16 protein-coding genes are annotated in these 15,211 nt (G+C 66.0%); 8 read left to right on the top strand and 8 right to left on the bottom strand.

Annotated elements, in window-relative coordinates:
- The first annotated feature begins 122 nt into the window (after positions 1–122).
- Positions 123–719 (top strand): PaaI family thioesterase, encoded by a 597-nt coding sequence (locus U8D42_RS28080; protein ID WP_014379534.1) that lies wholly within the window; start codon positions 123–125, stop codon positions 717–719.
- Positions 720–728: 9 nt separating this feature from the next.
- Here U8D42_RS28080 and U8D42_RS28075 read toward each other — a convergent pair whose 3' ends face one another.
- Genes U8D42_RS28075 through U8D42_RS28040 form a run of 8 tightly spaced genes read right to left on the bottom strand, consistent with a single transcriptional unit; the run spans position 729 to position 8,973 of the window.
- Positions 729–1,544 carry a mycofactocin-coupled SDR family oxidoreductase gene (locus U8D42_RS28075; protein ID WP_009953837.1) on the bottom strand — a complete coding sequence of 272 codons (816 nt, stop codon included), beginning with the start codon at positions 1,542–1,544 and terminating at the stop codon, positions 729–731.
- Between the two features lie 13 nt (positions 1,545–1,557).
- The gene (locus U8D42_RS28070; protein ID WP_009953836.1) at positions 1,558–3,057 is read right to left on the bottom strand and encodes a class I adenylate-forming enzyme family protein; all 1,500 of its coding nucleotides are present in this window, start codon (positions 3,055–3,057) and stop codon (positions 1,558–1,560) included.
- Entirely contained in the window at positions 3,058–4,218 is a 1,161-nt protein-coding gene (locus U8D42_RS28065; RefSeq protein WP_009953835.1) for an acetyl-CoA acetyltransferase, read from the bottom strand.
- Positions 4,215–5,243, bottom strand: a complete 1,029-nt coding sequence (locus U8D42_RS28060) for an acyl-CoA dehydrogenase family protein (protein ID WP_014379533.1) — start codon at positions 5,241–5,243, stop codon at positions 4,215–4,217. Before U8D42_RS28060 ends, U8D42_RS28065 begins: the two co-directional genes overlap by 4 nt.
- 6 nt (positions 5,244–5,249) lie before the next feature.
- Positions 5,250–6,422, bottom strand: a complete 1,173-nt coding sequence (locus tag U8D42_RS28055) for an acyl-CoA dehydrogenase family protein (RefSeq protein WP_009953832.1) — start codon at positions 6,420–6,422, stop codon at positions 5,250–5,252.
- Between the two features lie 45 nt (positions 6,423–6,467).
- Entirely contained in the window at positions 6,468–7,232 is a 765-nt protein-coding gene (locus tag U8D42_RS28050) for an aldolase/citrate lyase family protein (RefSeq protein ID WP_009953831.1), read from the bottom strand.
- The gene (gene hpaH / locus U8D42_RS28045) at positions 7,229–8,050 is read right to left on the bottom strand and encodes a 2-oxo-hept-4-ene-1,7-dioate hydratase (protein ID WP_009953829.1); all 822 of its coding nucleotides are present in this window, start codon (positions 8,048–8,050) and stop codon (positions 7,229–7,231) included. Before hpaH ends, U8D42_RS28050 begins: the two co-directional genes overlap by 4 nt.
- Positions 8,047–8,973: an alpha/beta fold hydrolase gene (locus U8D42_RS28040; RefSeq protein ID WP_009953827.1), complete on the bottom strand. Its 927-nt coding sequence runs from the start codon at positions 8,971–8,973 to the stop codon at positions 8,047–8,049. The genes hpaH and U8D42_RS28040 overlap by 4 nt, the downstream gene beginning before the upstream one ends.
- A gap of 195 nt (positions 8,974–9,168) precedes the next feature.
- Here U8D42_RS28040 and U8D42_RS28035 point away from each other — a divergent pair, with 195 nt between their 5' ends.
- Genes U8D42_RS28035 through U8D42_RS28005 form a run of 7 tightly spaced genes read left to right on the top strand, consistent with a single transcriptional unit; the run spans position 9,169 to position 15,204 of the window.
- Positions 9,169–9,414: a hypothetical protein gene (locus U8D42_RS28035; RefSeq protein ID WP_009953826.1), complete on the top strand. Its 246-nt coding sequence runs from the start codon at positions 9,169–9,171 to the stop codon at positions 9,412–9,414.
- Between the two features lie 29 nt (positions 9,415–9,443).
- Positions 9,444–10,562, top strand: coding sequence for a thiolase family protein (locus U8D42_RS28030; protein ID WP_036390512.1), 1,119 nt, complete (start codon positions 9,444–9,446; stop codon positions 10,560–10,562).
- Entirely contained in the window at positions 10,559–10,999 is a 441-nt protein-coding gene (locus U8D42_RS28025; RefSeq protein ID WP_009953823.1) for a Zn-ribbon domain-containing OB-fold protein, read from the top strand. The genes U8D42_RS28030 and U8D42_RS28025 overlap by 4 nt, the downstream gene beginning before the upstream one ends.
- The gene (locus tag U8D42_RS28020; RefSeq protein WP_009953821.1) at positions 10,996–12,291 is read left to right on the top strand and encodes an aromatic ring-hydroxylating oxygenase subunit alpha; all 1,296 of its coding nucleotides are present in this window, start codon (positions 10,996–10,998) and stop codon (positions 12,289–12,291) included. The genes U8D42_RS28025 and U8D42_RS28020 overlap by 4 nt, the downstream gene beginning before the upstream one ends.
- On the top strand, positions 12,288–12,803 hold the full coding sequence (locus tag U8D42_RS28015) for an aromatic-ring-hydroxylating dioxygenase subunit beta (protein ID WP_009953820.1): 516 nt from the start codon (positions 12,288–12,290) through the stop codon (positions 12,801–12,803). The genes U8D42_RS28020 and U8D42_RS28015 overlap by 4 nt, the downstream gene beginning before the upstream one ends.
- A 14-nt stretch (positions 12,804–12,817) precedes the next feature.
- Complete coding sequence (locus U8D42_RS28010; protein ID WP_014379531.1) at positions 12,818–14,425, top strand: class I adenylate-forming enzyme family protein; 1,608 nt, start codon at positions 12,818–12,820, stop codon at positions 14,423–14,425.
- On the top strand, positions 14,422–15,204 hold the full coding sequence (locus tag U8D42_RS28005; protein WP_009953818.1) for an enoyl-CoA hydratase/isomerase family protein: 783 nt from the start codon (positions 14,422–14,424) through the stop codon (positions 15,202–15,204). The genes U8D42_RS28010 and U8D42_RS28005 overlap by 4 nt, the downstream gene beginning before the upstream one ends.
- Positions 15,205–15,211 lie beyond the last annotated feature (7 nt).

Genomic DNA, 15,211 nt, shown 5'->3' with positions numbered 1-15,211 from the left:
GTGACGCACGCCACGCCAGCATCGCAGCGACCAAGATTAATGTCAATGCATTAGTCTTGCCGCGTGACTGAGGGGTGTGCGAAGTGATCCATGAACGGCAGACACAGGGTGGTTTCCCGCCCATGCGGACCTGGCAGGAGCCGACCGTAAGCAGCCCGGGTGGCGGTGCTGAGTACGGCGACATGATCGCCGCGCTGCGCAATTTCCTCGACCATGTGGCAGCGGCCGCTCCGGACGTGGCGACCACAGTGGACCTCACACAGGACTTGAACGGGTGGGCCAACCGGGTGGCCCAGTTTGCAGTACCTGAGCGCAGGCAGATCTTCGCCCGCCGGCTTGATCTGCCCGGCCGCGGACAAACCATGTCCCCCAACTTCATTCCGCTCGGCGGCGACCACCAGAGCGTGCACGGGGTGGTCACATTCGGCCGCTATTTCCTCGGCGGTGGTGGCGCGGTGCACGGCGGGGCCATCTCGCTGCTATTCGATGAGGTGCTCGGCCGGCTGGCCAGTAGCGGCGACCGGGCGCCTGCGCGAACCGCCTACTTGCACACCGACTACCGATCGATCACACCGATCGGCGAGGAGCTCGCGGTGCGCGCCTGGTTCGTCAGCGAGCAAGGACGTAAGCGGATTCTGCGGGCGACGATCACTCACGGTGACACTCTGTGCGCCGAAGCAGAGGGACTGTTCATCGTCCTGCGACCCGACCAGCCCTGAGCCGTCCGCTCAGCGCACCGCGAATCCGGCATCTAGCGGCCACGCCACCCCGGTGATGAATTTCGCCTCGTCGGAGACCAGCCACGCCACTGCGCCGGCGATGTCCTCGGGCATCAGGATCTGAATCGGCAGCGCATTCTGCATGGCGGCCACTGCCGTGTCGTTGGCCTCGAGCAGCTTGCCCATGGTTTCGTTCATCACCATGCCGGTCGCCACGCCGGTGGGGTGGATGGTATTGACCCGAATCCAATACTGCGCCAACTCATTCGCCCACACCTGCATGAGCCCGACCAGTCCCCGCTTGGCGGCGGTGTAAGCCTGTCCGCCTGCCCGGTCGGTACCGGTGCCCTTCAATCCCGCACTGGAACTCGTCAGCACGATGGATCCGCCGCGGCCGCCGTCGATGAGGGCGGGGATAGCGGCCTCGACGGTGTTCCAGACTCCGATGAGGTTCACGTCGACGATGTCGCGGAAGATCTGGCTGCGGTCTCCCTCGCCGCCGAGTCTGATGATGCCGGCGTTGGCCAGGACGATGTCGAGACGGCCGAACTCGCGGACGCCTTCGTTGACGGCCTGTTTTAAGGCATCGGCGTCGCGGACGTCGGCTTGGTGGGCAATGATCCGCCGACCTTGGTTCTCAACGAGCTTGATGGTTTCATCGAGATCGTCGGGCGTGGCGTTGGGGTAGTCCATCGAGTCGATGTCGCGGCAGATGTCCACGGCCACGATGTCGGCGCCTTCGGCGGCGAGCCGAACGGCATGGGCGCGGCCCTGCCCTCGCGCCGCGCCGGTGATGAACGCCACCCGTCCGTCGTGTCTTCCCATAGCTAGATTCCTCTCATCGTGTCGATTGTCGACGCTGAATATCTCTGTCACGCTGGGTGATCAATTCGCGCAGGGCTAGCCGGTCCGGCTTGAGCATCGCCGTCAAGGGCAGCTCATCAACAATGAGCAGCTCGTCGGGGGCCTTGTAGTCGGCCAGTTCACTTGCCACGTGGGCGCGCAGTTCAGCCAGTGTCGGCGGACCGGTGGCGTCCGCGGGTACCACGCACGCGACGCCGATTTCTCCGATCACGGGTGCGGAACGGCCAATCACGGCGGCATGTTTCACGCCGGGGTGCCCGGTGAGCGTCCGCTCCACCTCACCGGGATGCACGTTGTAGCCACCCCGGATGTACATGTCACCGCGGCGCCCGACAAGTGTGATATTGCCGTCGTCGCCGAGCACGCCGACGTCGCCGGTGCGCAGCCACCCGTCGCGCAGCACCTCTGCGGTGAGTTCCGAGTTGCGCCAGTAGCCACGCATCACACACGGGCCGCTCACCTCAAGTACGCCGTCCGATCCGATCCGCACGTCCATTCCCGCGGCAGGCCGTCCCACGGTGCGGAATTGAACCTCGGGGGCGTCGTCCGGTTCGGTGCCGCTGATGGTCGGGCACTCGGTCATCGCGTACCGCACGACCAGCGGGACCCCGATGCCCTCGGCGACCCTGCGTACCAGTTCGGGTGGCGCCGGCGCTGTGGCCACCACTCCGATCCGCAAGTGCGGCAATGCCTTCGAGGTCACTCCATCGACGTCGAGCAGCTTGGCCCACTGGGTCGGCACCGCGCCCGCCACGGTGACTCGCTCGTCGCGAAGGACGTCGAACATGCCCTGGGCCGACCACGGTGTCGGGGGCACCACCAGCGTGCTGCCCCAGACCAACTGATCCCAGAGCTTGAACATGTAGCCGGCGTGGGCGAACGGCGTGGACGTGAGCCGCCGGTCATAGGGCGCGCTCATCACGCCTGACGCTGCCGCGCCCGCGGCCAGCCGGTCGGCGTCGAAGGCTGCACCTTTTGGCGTCCCCGTCGTGCCACTGGTGAAGATCAACGCAACAACGTCCCGGCGATTCAACTCCACCGAAGGCGGCGCCGAGCGCGATGTGTCACGGCACAGCGCATCCCGCGACAGCAGCCGATGCCCGGTGCCGGGTAACGCATCAAGCAGTCCGTCAGCGACGACCAACGCCGGATCTGCCTGCTGCAGAATCGATTCGATCTCTCTGCGGCCCAGTCGCGGGTTCAGCCCGGTGGTGATCGCACCGATCATGGCCGCCGCGGCGTAGCACGTCGCGTAGTCGATGCCCGACGGCAGCCACAGCACGACCACATCGCCCTTGCCGACGCCGAGGTCGGCAAACTGGGTCGCGACGCTACGAGCCCGACCGATCCACTCCGCGAACGTGATTCGCGCCCCCGGCTCGACGTAGGCCTCGATATCGCCGTGAACGGCGGCCGCCAGCTCCAACATCGCGCGGGTATCCACGACGTCGGAGCTCAGCGGTGCGCGGTCCACCTACGGCTCCTCGGCGCCGAGAATCATTGTGCCGCTGGAGCAGAACCAGCCGCCGGTGCCGCTGACACAGGCGATCTTGGCATCGGGCACTTGGCGCGGGCCGCATTCGCCGCGCAACTGTCGCGCAGCCTCGACCAGCAGGAACAACCCCCGCTGACCGGGGTGGCACGCCGACAGCCCGCCACCGTCGGTGTTGGTGGGAAGCGCGCCGCCCAGGCGCAGCGCACCTTTCTCGACGAAGGCACCCCCCTCCCCCTTGGGGCAGAAGCCGAGGTCTTCGATGGTGAGCAGCAACATGTAGGTGAACGCGTCGTAGATTTCGGCGACGTCGACGTCGGACGGCGAGACCCCGGCGCGGGCGAAGGCCAGCGGTCCGCTGACCGCGGCCGGGCCAACGGTGAGGTCGTCCCACTGGGAGGTGAGCATGTGCGAGGTCGTTTCCGCTGAACCCAGCACCCAAACTGGCTTACTACGTAGATCCTTCGCACGTTCCGCACTGACGAGCACTGCCGCGGCCCCGCCGTCGCTGCGAATGCAGCAGTGCAGCTTGGTGAACGGGTCGGCGATCATCGGTCCGCCGAGCACGTCGTCGATAGTGATCGGTTCGCGATAGTAGGCATCGGGATTGTCGGCCGCGTTGAACCGCGCGGACACAGCGACCTCGGCCAGCTGCTCGATCGTGGTGCCATAAGTGAACATGTGCCGCCGCGCAGCCATGGCGTACTTGGAGATCAGGGTGTGGCCGTAGGGCGCTTCCCACTGTAGGGGTCCGCGTGCGCCCCAGTTGATGTTGGCCCCCCGCAATCCCTTTCGAAGATCCGAGCGGGCGGTCGAGCCGTACGTCAGCAGGACCACGTCGGCGTGCCCAGCGGCGATCGCATCAGCCGCGTGGGCGGCCATCACCTCCCACGACGCTCCCCCGACCGCGGTGGAGTCGATCCAGCGGGGCCGCAGACCGAGATACTCGCCGACATCGACCGGGGGCAGTGTGCCCTGGCCGGTGGAGGCCAACCCGTCGACGTCATCGGGTGTCAGACCGGCATCCGCCAGGGCGCGGCGGCTGGCCTGGGCGATCAGCTCGTAGGGTCCCTTGTCGTCGACCCGGCCGACGTCGGACAGGGCGACGCCCGCGATGGCTGCGGCCCCAGCGGCGCCGCTCACTGGGCGCGGTCCTGGGCCAGCAGTTCGGCCAGCACGTCGGTGGGCTCACCGAACAAGTGCCGAAACACGTGCGCGCGCTTCAGATACAGGTGCATGTCGTTCTCGAATGTGTAGCCCATCCCGCCGAACACCTGGATGCCCGCGGCGGCATTCTCGACGGCCGCCGACCCGGCCACCGTGAGGGCCGACAGCACCTGCATCAAGGCGTCGGCGCGGCCACTGCCGACAGCGATCGCAGCGAAGAACGTTTGCGCCTGAGCGGCCTCGGCAGCGATCTCCATATTGACGCAGGCGTGCTTGATCGCCTGGTGCACCCCGATCGGCTTGCCGAACTGCACACGAGTCTTGGCGTGTTCGGTCGCCGACGCTGCGGCGGCCGCGGCCAATCCGGTGAGATAGCCCGCCGCGAGTACCGTGGCGCGTCCCCAGATCCATTCGTCCTCGGCGGGCAACCAGTGCAGGGGTTCGGCGGATTCGACCGTGGCCGAGGATATTCGGGTACCCGGGTCTGCGGCGGTCACGGATTTAAGCGGTCCGAAGGAATCGATGCCGACCAGTGCGGCACCGCTGCGGGCCACCAGCAGGGCGTGCGAGACACCCGCCGGGTCGAACAAATCGAAAGTGCCTTTGACCGGGCGCACGTCGCCGTCGCCGCGCAATACCGCGAGGGCCACCGATGCCGCCCCGGAGCCGATCCGCTGCGCCAGCGCGTCGTCGCCGCAACGGGCGGCCACCCGGGCGCCCAACGTGCATGCCAGGAACGGCCCCGGCGCGAGCCGCTTGCCGAGCTCAACGAACAGCAGAGCCTCGTCGTCCAACCGCCGGCCCGACCCACCGGACGCCTCGTCGAGCCCGAGTGTGAGCAGGCCCAGCTCGGCGCATTCTCGCCACAGTGACTCGGGAATCGGCGCTTCGGCGTGACGATTAGCGCGGATCCGGTCCACTGGCATCCGATCGGCGAGGAATTCTCCTGCTGCCGTAATGATTTCGAGTTGCTCAGCTCCGGGCAGCAGGTCCACCGTCATCTCCTCTCATCGCGGCAGCCCCAACACTCGTTCGCCGACGATGTTGCGCTGAATCTCCGACGTTCCGCCGCCGATGGCTTGGGAGAAGCTGTAGTAGTAGTAACCGACCCAGCCGTCGACGTCCCAGCGCGATGAATACCGGACCGAGGCGGGACCGACAACATCCATCGCCAATCTGCCGATCTCCTTGGCCAATTCGGCATACATCAGCTTGACGATCGAACCCCGCGGGCCGGGCGTCTCGGTCTTCATGGCCTCGCAGATATTGGTGTAGGTGAGCGCCCGCAGCGACGCCACCGAGGCGCGGGCCCGCGCCAGCCGTCGCGCGATGTCGTCGTCGGCGATGGCGGGCCTGCGGCCGTCCGGCCCGACATGGTCGCGGGCATAGTCGATGAGGTCCTCGATGATCTTCGCCAGCCGCACCTGGTTGGCGGTGAACGCGGTGCCGCGCTCGAAGGACAGGGTGGCCATCGCAACCGACCAGCCTTCGCCGACATCGCCGACCACGTTGCTCAGCGGGATTCGCACATCGTCGTAAAACACTTCGCAGAATTCCGAGCCGCCCTCGATGGTCTCGATAGGGCGGACGTCGATGCCCGGCGTGCTCATGTCACAGATCACCCAGGTGATGCCCTTGTGCTTGCTGCCGGTGTTGTCGGTGCGCACCAGCAGCTCCTGGTAATCGGCGACGGTGGCGAAGCTGGTCCACAGCTTCTGCCCCGAGACCACCAGGTCCTCGCCGTCCACCACCGCCTTGGTACGCAATGCCGCCAGGTCCGATCCGGCGTCGGGCTCGGAGAAGCCCTGACACCAAATCACTTCACCACCAAGGATTTTCGGCAAGTGAAAAGACTTCTGTTCGTCGGTGGCCCTGGTGATCAGGGTTGGCCCGGCGTGCGAGTTACCAACGAAGCATGCATCGATGCCGGGGAACCCCCGCGCGGCGTACTCCTCGTACCAGATCAACTGCTGAAGCAGCGTCAGCCCCTTGCCGCCGTATTCGGTGGGCCAGGCGATGCCGGCCCAGCCGCCCTCGGCCTGAGTGCGTTGCCAGGCAAGGTCGTATTCACGGATCCCCGCGTCGTCGCGCGGGCGGGGTTCAGCCGGTTTGTTCTCGTCGAGCCATGTGCGGACCTGGTCACGGAACTCGAGCTGGTCAGGCGTGAAGTCGAGATCCATGATCCGGAATTCTAGGTGACACGACAGTCAGAAACAATGCGTCGTTCATTGGCGGCGATACCTCGCTGCCAGCTGCTCGGTGCCACGGGCCAGCAGTGCCACGTCCGCTCCTACGAGCACGAAGCTCGCCCCGGCCGCCATGTAGCGGCGCGCCAGTGGCTCGCTGAACGCATTAACTCCGGCGCGCTTGCCGTGTTCCACGATGGTCGCCAGCGCGGTTTCTATGGTGCTCACGACGTCTGGATGCTCCGGCTGCCCAAGTTTGCCCATCGAGGCTGCCAGGTCGGCCGGTCCGATGAAGACGGCGTCCACTCCGTCGACGTCGGCGATCTCCCCGAGCTGTGCCAGACCGGCCACGCTCTCCACCTGGACGGTCAACGACACGGCCGTGTCAGCGGTGACGAGATAGTCAGAAATGCGGTTCCAACGGGACGCTCGGGCCAACGCGCTGCCGACCCCGCGGATGCCGTTGGGCGGATAACGCGTGGCGGAAACCGCCGCGACCGCCTCACCGGGGCCATCGATCATCGGGACGATGATGTTCTGAGCCCCGATGTCGAGCAATTGCTTAATGAACACCGGGTCAGCCGAGGGCGGACGCACCAGCACGTCGACGTCCGGGTAGCCGGCCAACACCTGCAGCTGTTCGAGCGTGGTGCGCACATCGTTGGGCGCGTGCTCCTGATCCAACAGCAGCCAGTCGATCCCGGATCCTGCACAGATTTCGGTGACGTAACCGCTGCCCGAGGCCACCCACATGCCGATGCGCGGGTCACCGTCGCCGATGCGCTGTGTCCACCGGTTTGTCACGATGCCTCCGAATCGAACGTCACCGACACCGTGCCCAGCGGTCCATAGTCGGCGACAAAGGTGTCCCCCGGTTCGGCGAACACCGGCTTGGTGAACGATCCGGACAGGATGACCTCGCCGCGTTCCAGCCAAACACCGTGTGGAGCAAGCCGATTGGCCAGCCAGGCCACGCCATTGCCGGGATGGTTGAGCACCGCAGCGGCTACCCCGGATTCCTCGATGGTGCCGTTGCGCAGCAGCAGGGCCGCCACCCAGCGCAAGTCGACGTCCAACGGGCGGAACACCCGCCCGCCCAGGACCAGACCGGCGTCCGCGGCGTTGTCGGCGATGGTGTCAACGATGGTGCGCAGATGACCGGTTTCGGGGTCCGACATCTGCACCCTGGCGTCGAGGACTTCGAGTGCGGGAGTCACGAACTCGGTGGCCCGCAGCACGTCGAACAATGTGACGCCGGGGCCGGATAGCTGCTCGCCCATTACGAACGCCAACTCGACCTCGACGCGCGGACGGATATAACGGCCCAGCGGTATGCGGCCGCCATCCTCGATGAACATGTCGTCGAACAGCGCGCCGTAATCCGGTTCGTCGATCGACACCGCCCGCTGCATCACCTTCGAGGTCAGACCGATCTTGCGACCCTTGACTTCTCGCCCGTCGGCGACCTTGAGCGCGACGAGTGCCCGCTGCACCGCGTAGGCGTCCTCGATGGTCATGTCGGGATAGTCCAACGACAACTGCCGGATCGGCGTGCGGGTCTGCTCGGCCTCGTAGAGCCGCCGGGCAATGTCGGCGAGCTCGTCCTCGGCGGGTCTGCTCATCTCGTAAGGAACTCGATCGCCGCGGCGTTGAACGCCTCGGGATCCTCGAAATGCGGCCAGTGCCGCACCGAGGGCATCTCGAACACCTCCGAATTCGGGATCAGGTCGGCGATGGTGCGCGCCGTGTCCTGATACACGCCGTGGTCCTTGCCCGATGCCACGATCATCACCGGCGCCTCGATGCCGCGCCACTTGTCGTCGGGAATCAGGTTGCGGTGACGCACCTTCTCGTCCTGCAGGATCAGCAGCCGGTCGATGGTGTTGCGGGTGTCCTCGCGCCGATACACGGCCTGGCGTAGGCCGATGAGATCGGGCAGCCGATTGGCTTCGTCGGCGATCAGGTGAGCGAACACGGCGTGCAGCGATTCCCACGTCGGCTCGTTGACCGCCTTGGTTCGTTCCGTGCGGATGCGCGCCATGTTCGACGCCGAGGCTTCCCGTCCGGCCGGCGACATCAGGATCACTTTCTCCACCCGGTCGGCGTGGCCGACGCAGACCGCGGACGCCACGAACGCGCCCAGCGACATGGCGATGAAGTTGGCCGACGCCATGCCGAAGTGGTCCATCACCCCCAATACGTGTTCGACGTAAACCGCGATCTCATAGTCGTAGTCCGGCTTTCCGGAGAACCCGTTGCCGACCATGTCGATCGCCACGCAGTGGAAGTGCTGCGACAGTGCGGCGAGATTGGGCGCGAAGGTCTCCCAGTGCCCGCCGGTGCCGTGCAGCAGGATGGCGTGCGGCTTGTCCGGACCGCCGGCCTCGGCATAGCGGGTACGGACGAGGACTCCATTGACCGGGATGTCAATGAACCCCTGCCGGAACTCGAGCTCCTTGAGGTACATCCAGATGCTGCGGTAGTTCTCGGTGTCGACCCGGCTCACATCGACCGCGTCGGCCGGTGCTGGTGCTTGGCTCATCATCACCTTCTCAAATCTTCGTATCTGACATATATGTCATCTGGCGCTGGCGTCGCGATGCATGCCCCTCATCGTCGCACAAGCTCTATGTTCCCATGTAGGGAATGGCTCCCACCGCTCGGCCTGCAAGTAATACGCCTAGAGTCATTCCGCTCCATTCCATTGATTCTGACACTTGTATGCGGTAATACTGGGCAGGTGAACACTCCGGCCGGACGCCGCGTCCTCGCCGACCTGGTCAACGAGTTCGCGGCCGTGCGGTTGTCGCTGGACGTCAACGGCAACGGCCCCCGCCTGCTCGTCGAGGACCTGGAGGGCGGCGAGCAGGTCTTCTTGTGCCCCTTGGAGTTGGCCAGTTTCACCATGGCCACCGCCGAAGACCGCGAGGAGTGGATCAGGGTGGGCAATTACCGCGGCGAACGCCGCTCAACGGAGCGGCCGTGAGCGCCGCCGCCGACCTGGTGGGTCTGGGCATGACCGCGATGTCGCTGCGTCCCGGCGCGACGCCGCTCGAACTGGCCGTCAAGGCGAGCGCCGCCGCATTGGCCGACGCCGGACTCGAGCGGGCTGACATCGACGGGATCCTGGTCGGCTCGTCGCAGGGGGTTCGGCCGGAACGACTGGGCGTCGGCTTCGCCGCCGCGGCCGGCTTCTCGGATCTGCGCCTGTTGGAGCACGTCGAGATCAAGGGCGCCACGACCATCGCCATGATCCAGCGCGCGCGCCACGCGATCCTCACCGCTGAGGCGGCAACCATACTGTGCGTGTTCGCCGACGCGCCCCTGGTGGCCGGCCGCGGCGCGGGCTCGACCTACGCACACAGTGGCGGCAACGTCGGGGTGCGCGGACTGGAGCGGGCCTCGGGGCTGCTTGGCTCAGTCCCGACGTATGCGCTGCTTACCCAGCGCTGGCTGCACGTCACCGGCACCCGCACCGACGCGCTGCGCTCCGTGGCCACCACGGCAAGGGCATGGGCGTGCGGCAATCCCGACGCGGTCAACCGCGAGCCGCTCGACGACGCCGGCTATGACTCTTCCCCGATGGTTGCCGAACCACTTCGACTGCTCGATTGTGCTCGGCCGGTGAACGGGGCGGTCGCCGTCGTGCTCACCGGGCGGCCCTCGGTCGGGGGCGCCCGATTGCGGGTTCGCGGCACCGGGCGCGACCATCCGGTGCGGCGCCGTCGCTCCGGAGCCGAGTCGTGGTTCGGCGGCGGTGGCCGCGCGGTCCAGGACGCACTCGAACAGGCCGGCATGGCCCGATCAGACCTGCACGTCGCCGAGCTGTACGACCCGTTCTCGATTGTGACCCTGGTGCTGCTCGATGAATACCGGCTCACCGGTGACATTCCCGCGGGTGCGTTCGTGCGCGACGGCCACACCGGGCCGGGCGGCACACTGCCGACCAATACCGGCGGTGGCCAGCTGTCCGGTTTCTACCTGCAGGGCATGACGCCCTTGGCGGAGGCGATGATTCAGCTGCGCGGCACCGGCGGGCAACGTCAGGTTCCCGGGGCCACGGTGGCGCTGGTCGGCGGTATCGGCGGCCGAATGGACCACCATGCCGCGTTGGTGCTGGAGCGTGCCGCATGACCGCCACCGCGGTCGAGGACTGGCTGCTGGACAGCGCACTGGCGCCCGCCGCCGATGACGACATGCTGGCGCCGCTGTACCGAGCGGCCGCACGCAATGAGCTCGCATTGCCGTTCTGCGCGGCTTGCGCCCTGCCACTCGAGCTCGATCAAGAAGTCTGCGACCAATGCGGGAACGCCGAACAAGACTGGCGCACAGTTGATTTACGCGGGACCGTACACGCTGCGACGCTCATGCACCGGCGTGAAGCGGGCCTGGTGCACGGCCTGGTGCCCTACCCCGTCGTCGACGTCGAGCTGACGAGTGGGCACCGGATTGTGATGACGACCGTGCAACCTGCGGACACCGCACCGCCCATCGGCACAACAGTCCATATTGGTTTCCGCCACCTCGGCGACGTCGCCATCCCGGCCATCGACATTCTGGAGGACCAGTGACGACACTTGAATCCGCCCCCGCCGTCGACGACTTCGACGTCGGCAGTGTCATCCGCCACGACCGTGTGCACGGGACCGTGTATACGTCCACCGAGATCTTCCGACGCGAAATGGACACTATCTTCAAGACCGGATGGGTCTACGTCGCCCACGAGAGCGAGGTCAGCGAGCCGGGTGACTACCTGACCCGAATGATCGGCCACGACCCGGTCGTCGTCGCACGCGGTAAGGATGGCGTGGTTCGCGTGATGCTCAACCGCTGCACTCACCGTGCCAACAAGCTGTGCAACGCCGAGAAGGGCAACGCCAACTCGTTCCGGTGCCCGTATCACGGCTGGACATTCGGCAACACCGGTGCTCTGCAGGGTGTTCCGATGCGTGAGGGTTACGGCGAGGAGTTCAACAAGGTGCGTTCCGAGCTGGGCCTTGCCCAGGCGCCTCGGGTCGACAGCTACGGCGGATTCGTCTTCGCATCATTGGCGCCAGACGGTATCTCGTTAACCGAGCACCTTGGCAAGGCAACACGCGCCATCGACCGTCTGCTCAACCTGTCCCCCACCCGCGAGATCGACCTGCGGGCCAACTGGATGAAGCACTTGCACCACGCCAACTGGAAGATGGTGGTGGAGAACAACGTCGACGGTTACCACGCGCTGTTCACCCATGCCTCGGTGTACGACGCGATCAAGCCCGCCAAGGTGTCGCACGTCCCGACTAAGGTCGACGTGCTGGTCCGCGACCTCGGTAACGGCCATTCCGAGATCGACTACAGCGACGAATACCGGAAACTCGACGAGGAATTCGTCTGGTACGGCAGGATCCCGCGAGCCAAGCTCGCCGACTACGTCGGCGCGCTGGAGGGTGCGTACGGCCCCGAGCAGGCGCACGACGCACTGGTGGTGGGTCCACCACACACGTTGATATGGCCCAACCTCTTCCTCGCCGAGATGAACGTGATGTTCGTCGAACCGCAGGCGCCCGACCGCACCATCGCCTACACCACCGCGGTCCTGATACCCGGCCAGGATGCGTTGAACGAGCGCACGCTGCGCCGTTCCGAGGGGGCGATGGGTCCTGCGGGGTTCTTGATCGCCGACGACGGAGAGATCGGGATGCGCAACCAGGCCGGGCTCGCCGCAGAGCTGCCGGAGTGGCTGATGCTGGCCCGCGGCATAGAAAGCGATGTCGACGACATGACTGGAATCATCAACCGCGACAAGAGCGCCGAGACTCCCCAGCGCGGTTTCTACTCACATTGGGCCTCGGTCGTCGGTGGGAGAAGCGAAGCATGACCGTCAACTCCGAAGCCCAGGCACGTCCCGCTCTACGCGCGCTGCCCGCCCCCGAGATCCTGTCGTTTCTCTATCTGGAAGCGCGGCTGGCCGACGAGGGCCGCTACTCGGAGTGGGAAGCGCTGTGGGCCGATGACGACGACACGGTCGAGTACCGCGTCCCGATGCACCCCGACGATGACCCGCGCACCACGCTGGCCTACATCAACGACAACCGGCGACGGATCAAAAGCCGGGTGGCTCAGCTCAACACGGGTAACCGGCACTCCCAGACACCGCCGTCGGTAATGCGGCGCGTGGTCTCCAACAGCGAGGTGGTGGAAACGGCCGCCGACTCCGTCACTGTGGAATCCAACTTCGCTCTATTCGAATACCGTCTACGTCAACGCTTCTGGGCCGGCCGGGTTATCCACACGATTCGCTTGTCACAGGACGGCCCCCGGCTGATTCGCAAGATCGTGCACCTGATCGACGCAAGCGGCCCGGTCGAGACACTCGCTTTCCTAATTTGAACGGACTTCATCTGATGCTCATCGGTGACATCGCGACCAACAACTCCCGCCGCTACCCCGACAAGCGTGCGCTGGTCGATGCCGACCGGGCGCTTACCTGGTCGCAGGTCGACGACAGAGCCCGGCGGCTCGCCGCCTTCCTGATCGGACGGGGGCTGGTACCGGGCGACCGGGTGATGGTGATCGCCCGCAACTGCATCGAATGGCCTGAGATCTCGTTCGGCCTGGCCAAAGCCGGGCTGATCACGGTGCCGGTGAACATCAGGCTGGCTCCCGACGAAGTCGCCCACGTCCGCGACGACTCCGGCGCACGAGCGGTGATCATCCACGCCGACCACTTGGACAAGTTCCTGGGCGAATTAACCGAGCTGGCACTGATATTAGGCGTGGGCGCGCACTCAATGCTCGGCACGAGCGAGTTGGTCACCGACTACGAGACGGCGCTGGCGCAAGCGCAGCCCGGCGCCGAGCGCCGCGACATCACGCCGGACGACGTGGCGTTCATCTTGTACACCAGCGGTACCACCGGTCGCGCCAAAGGTGTGATGCACACTCATCGCGCCCTGCTCTACCAGGCGGCCGACACGAACCTGGTCACCGAGGCCAACCGCTCCGACGTCATGCTCGCGACGACACCGTTCTTTACTGCAGGCGGCATGGTCCGCACGGTGTCTTGGCTCTATCTCGGTCAGACCATGGTGATCCATCAGAGATTCGACCCGCAGGCGGTGATCGACGAGATCGAACGCAGTGCGATCACGTTCACGACCTTCATCCCGACGATGCTGCACCGGACGCTGGCGATCCTCGAAGACGGCCCACCGCGGGACATGTCGAGCCTACGGCGCATCTCCTATGGTTCGGCCCCAGTGCCGCCGGGCCTGGCACGTAAGGCGATGGACCTGCTCGGCTGCGAGCTGCAACAGCGCTACGGCCTCACCGAATGCGGAGGACAGGCAACGATCCTCACCCCGCAAGATCACCGCGACATCGTCGCCGGCAAAACCTCGATCGCGACCTCATGCGGACAGGAAACCCCGATGTGCGTGATCCGCGTCATCGACGTCGACGGCAACGACGCCCCGCCCGGCGATGTCGGCGAAATCGTCATCACCAGCCCCGCCAACGCGATTGGCTACTGGAACCGGCCCGAGCAGACCGCCGAGACGTTCCGTTCTGATGGGCTGCGCTCCGGCGACTTGGGCTACCTTGACGAGGAGGGCTACCTCCACATCACCGGTCGCAAGACCGATCTGATCATCTCCGGCGGGTTCAATGTCTACCCGGCGGAGATTGAGCGGGTGATCGCGCAGCACTCCGATGTCGACATGGTTGCGGTGGTCGGGGTGCCTGACCCCGAGTGGGGTGAGACGCCGGTGGCCGCCGTGATTGCCAAATCCCACGTCGGCGATCAGGACGCACTGACTGCGGAACTGGCTGCGTTGTGCCGCGCGGAATTGGCCGGTTACAAGCAGCCGCGCCGGTTCGTGTTCTGGCGTGAGTTCCCGTTGGGGCCCGCGGGCAAGATCCTCAAACGCGAGATCGCTAACCAGGTGAACCACGTCAGCCAGTCGGGTGGGAAGATGCCGGTATCGACCGGATCGACCGAGGAGCGACGATGATCGAGCAGACCGACCTTGCCACTATTGAATTCCAGGTCGCCGACCACGTCGCCACCGTGGCGCTCAACCGGCCCGAGAAAATGAACAGCTTCACCGAACAGATGGCCGCCGAACTCGCCGCGGTGTGGGCCCGAGTGCGCGACGACGAGGACATCCGGGCCGCGGTGCTGTGCGCCAACGGCGAGCGCGCCTTCTGCACCGGCATCGACGTGACCGAGGGCACCTGGTGGAAGCACCGACCGATCTTCAATCAAGAGGATCCGGGAGAATTGCTGGGGCCGAAGGCACACAAGGTGTGGAAGCCGGTGATCGCGGCACTGCACGGCATCGTGGCCGGCGGCGCCATGTACTTCGTCAACCAGTGCGACTTTTCGATCTGCAGTGAGACGGCCACCTTCTTTGACCCACATGCCAACGCGGGCATCGTCTCGGCGCTGGAGCCGATGGGCATGCTGGCCCTTGGCGTGCCCTACGGCGAGGTGATGCGCTGGGCGCTGCTCGGCAGCGAGGAGCGGATGTCGGCGCAGACCGCGCTGCGAATCGGGCTGGTGACCGAGGTGGTCCCGGACGACCAATTACGCGTCCGCGCCTTCGAACTGGCCTCCGAAATCGCCGCGCGCAGACCCAATGGCGTGCAGGGCACCGTTCGCGCGATGTGGGAGGCCCGTGATCTGACCCCCAGTGTCGCCGCCCGGCACGGCAAGTTCTTCACCGACCTTGGCAACGCCGGGGCTACCCCGGACTCGTTGAACAACAAGAAGAAACCCCGAACAAGATGAGGAGGAG

It is taken from the genome of Mycobacterium europaeum, assembly GCF_034555895.2.
Taxonomy (GTDB): Bacteria; Actinomycetota; Actinomycetes; order Mycobacteriales; family Mycobacteriaceae; genus Mycobacterium; species Mycobacterium europaeum.
Note: the sequence above shows the minus strand (reverse complement) of the source record. Positions and strands in the feature narration are given on the sequence as shown.

Bases quoted from the DNA above. Each gene is read 5' to 3' on its own strand.
- U8D42_RS28080 (WP_014379534.1), top strand. From the start codon at position 123: ATGCGGACCTGGCAGGAGCCGACCGTAAGCAGCCCGGGTGGCGGTGCT.
- U8D42_RS28075 (WP_009953837.1), bottom strand. From the start codon at position 1,544: ATGGGAAGACACGACGGACGGGTGGCGTTCATCACCGGCGCGGCGCGA.
- U8D42_RS28060 (WP_014379533.1), bottom strand. From the start codon at position 5,243: ATGACGGTGGACCTGCTGCCCGGAGCTGAGCAACTCGAAATCATTACG.
- U8D42_RS28055 (WP_009953832.1), bottom strand. From the start codon at position 6,422: ATGGATCTCGACTTCACGCCTGACCAGCTCGAGTTCCGTGACCAGGTC.
- hpaH (WP_009953829.1), bottom strand. From the start codon at position 8,050: ATGAGCAGACCCGCCGAGGACGAGCTCGCCGACATTGCCCGGCGGCTC.
- U8D42_RS28040 (WP_009953827.1), bottom strand. From the start codon at position 8,973: ATGATGAGCCAAGCACCAGCACCGGCCGACGCGGTCGATGTGAGCCGG.
- U8D42_RS28030 (WP_036390512.1), top strand. From the start codon at position 9,444: ATGACCGCGATGTCGCTGCGTCCCGGCGCGACGCCGCTCGAACTGGCC.
- U8D42_RS28025 (WP_009953823.1), top strand. From the start codon at position 10,559: ATGACCGCCACCGCGGTCGAGGACTGGCTGCTGGACAGCGCACTGGCG.
- U8D42_RS28015 (WP_009953820.1), top strand. From the start codon at position 12,288: ATGACCGTCAACTCCGAAGCCCAGGCACGTCCCGCTCTACGCGCGCTG.
- U8D42_RS28010 (WP_014379531.1), top strand. From the start codon at position 12,818: ATGCTCATCGGTGACATCGCGACCAACAACTCCCGCCGCTACCCCGAC.
- U8D42_RS28005 (WP_009953818.1), top strand. From the start codon at position 14,422: ATGATCGAGCAGACCGACCTTGCCACTATTGAATTCCAGGTCGCCGAC.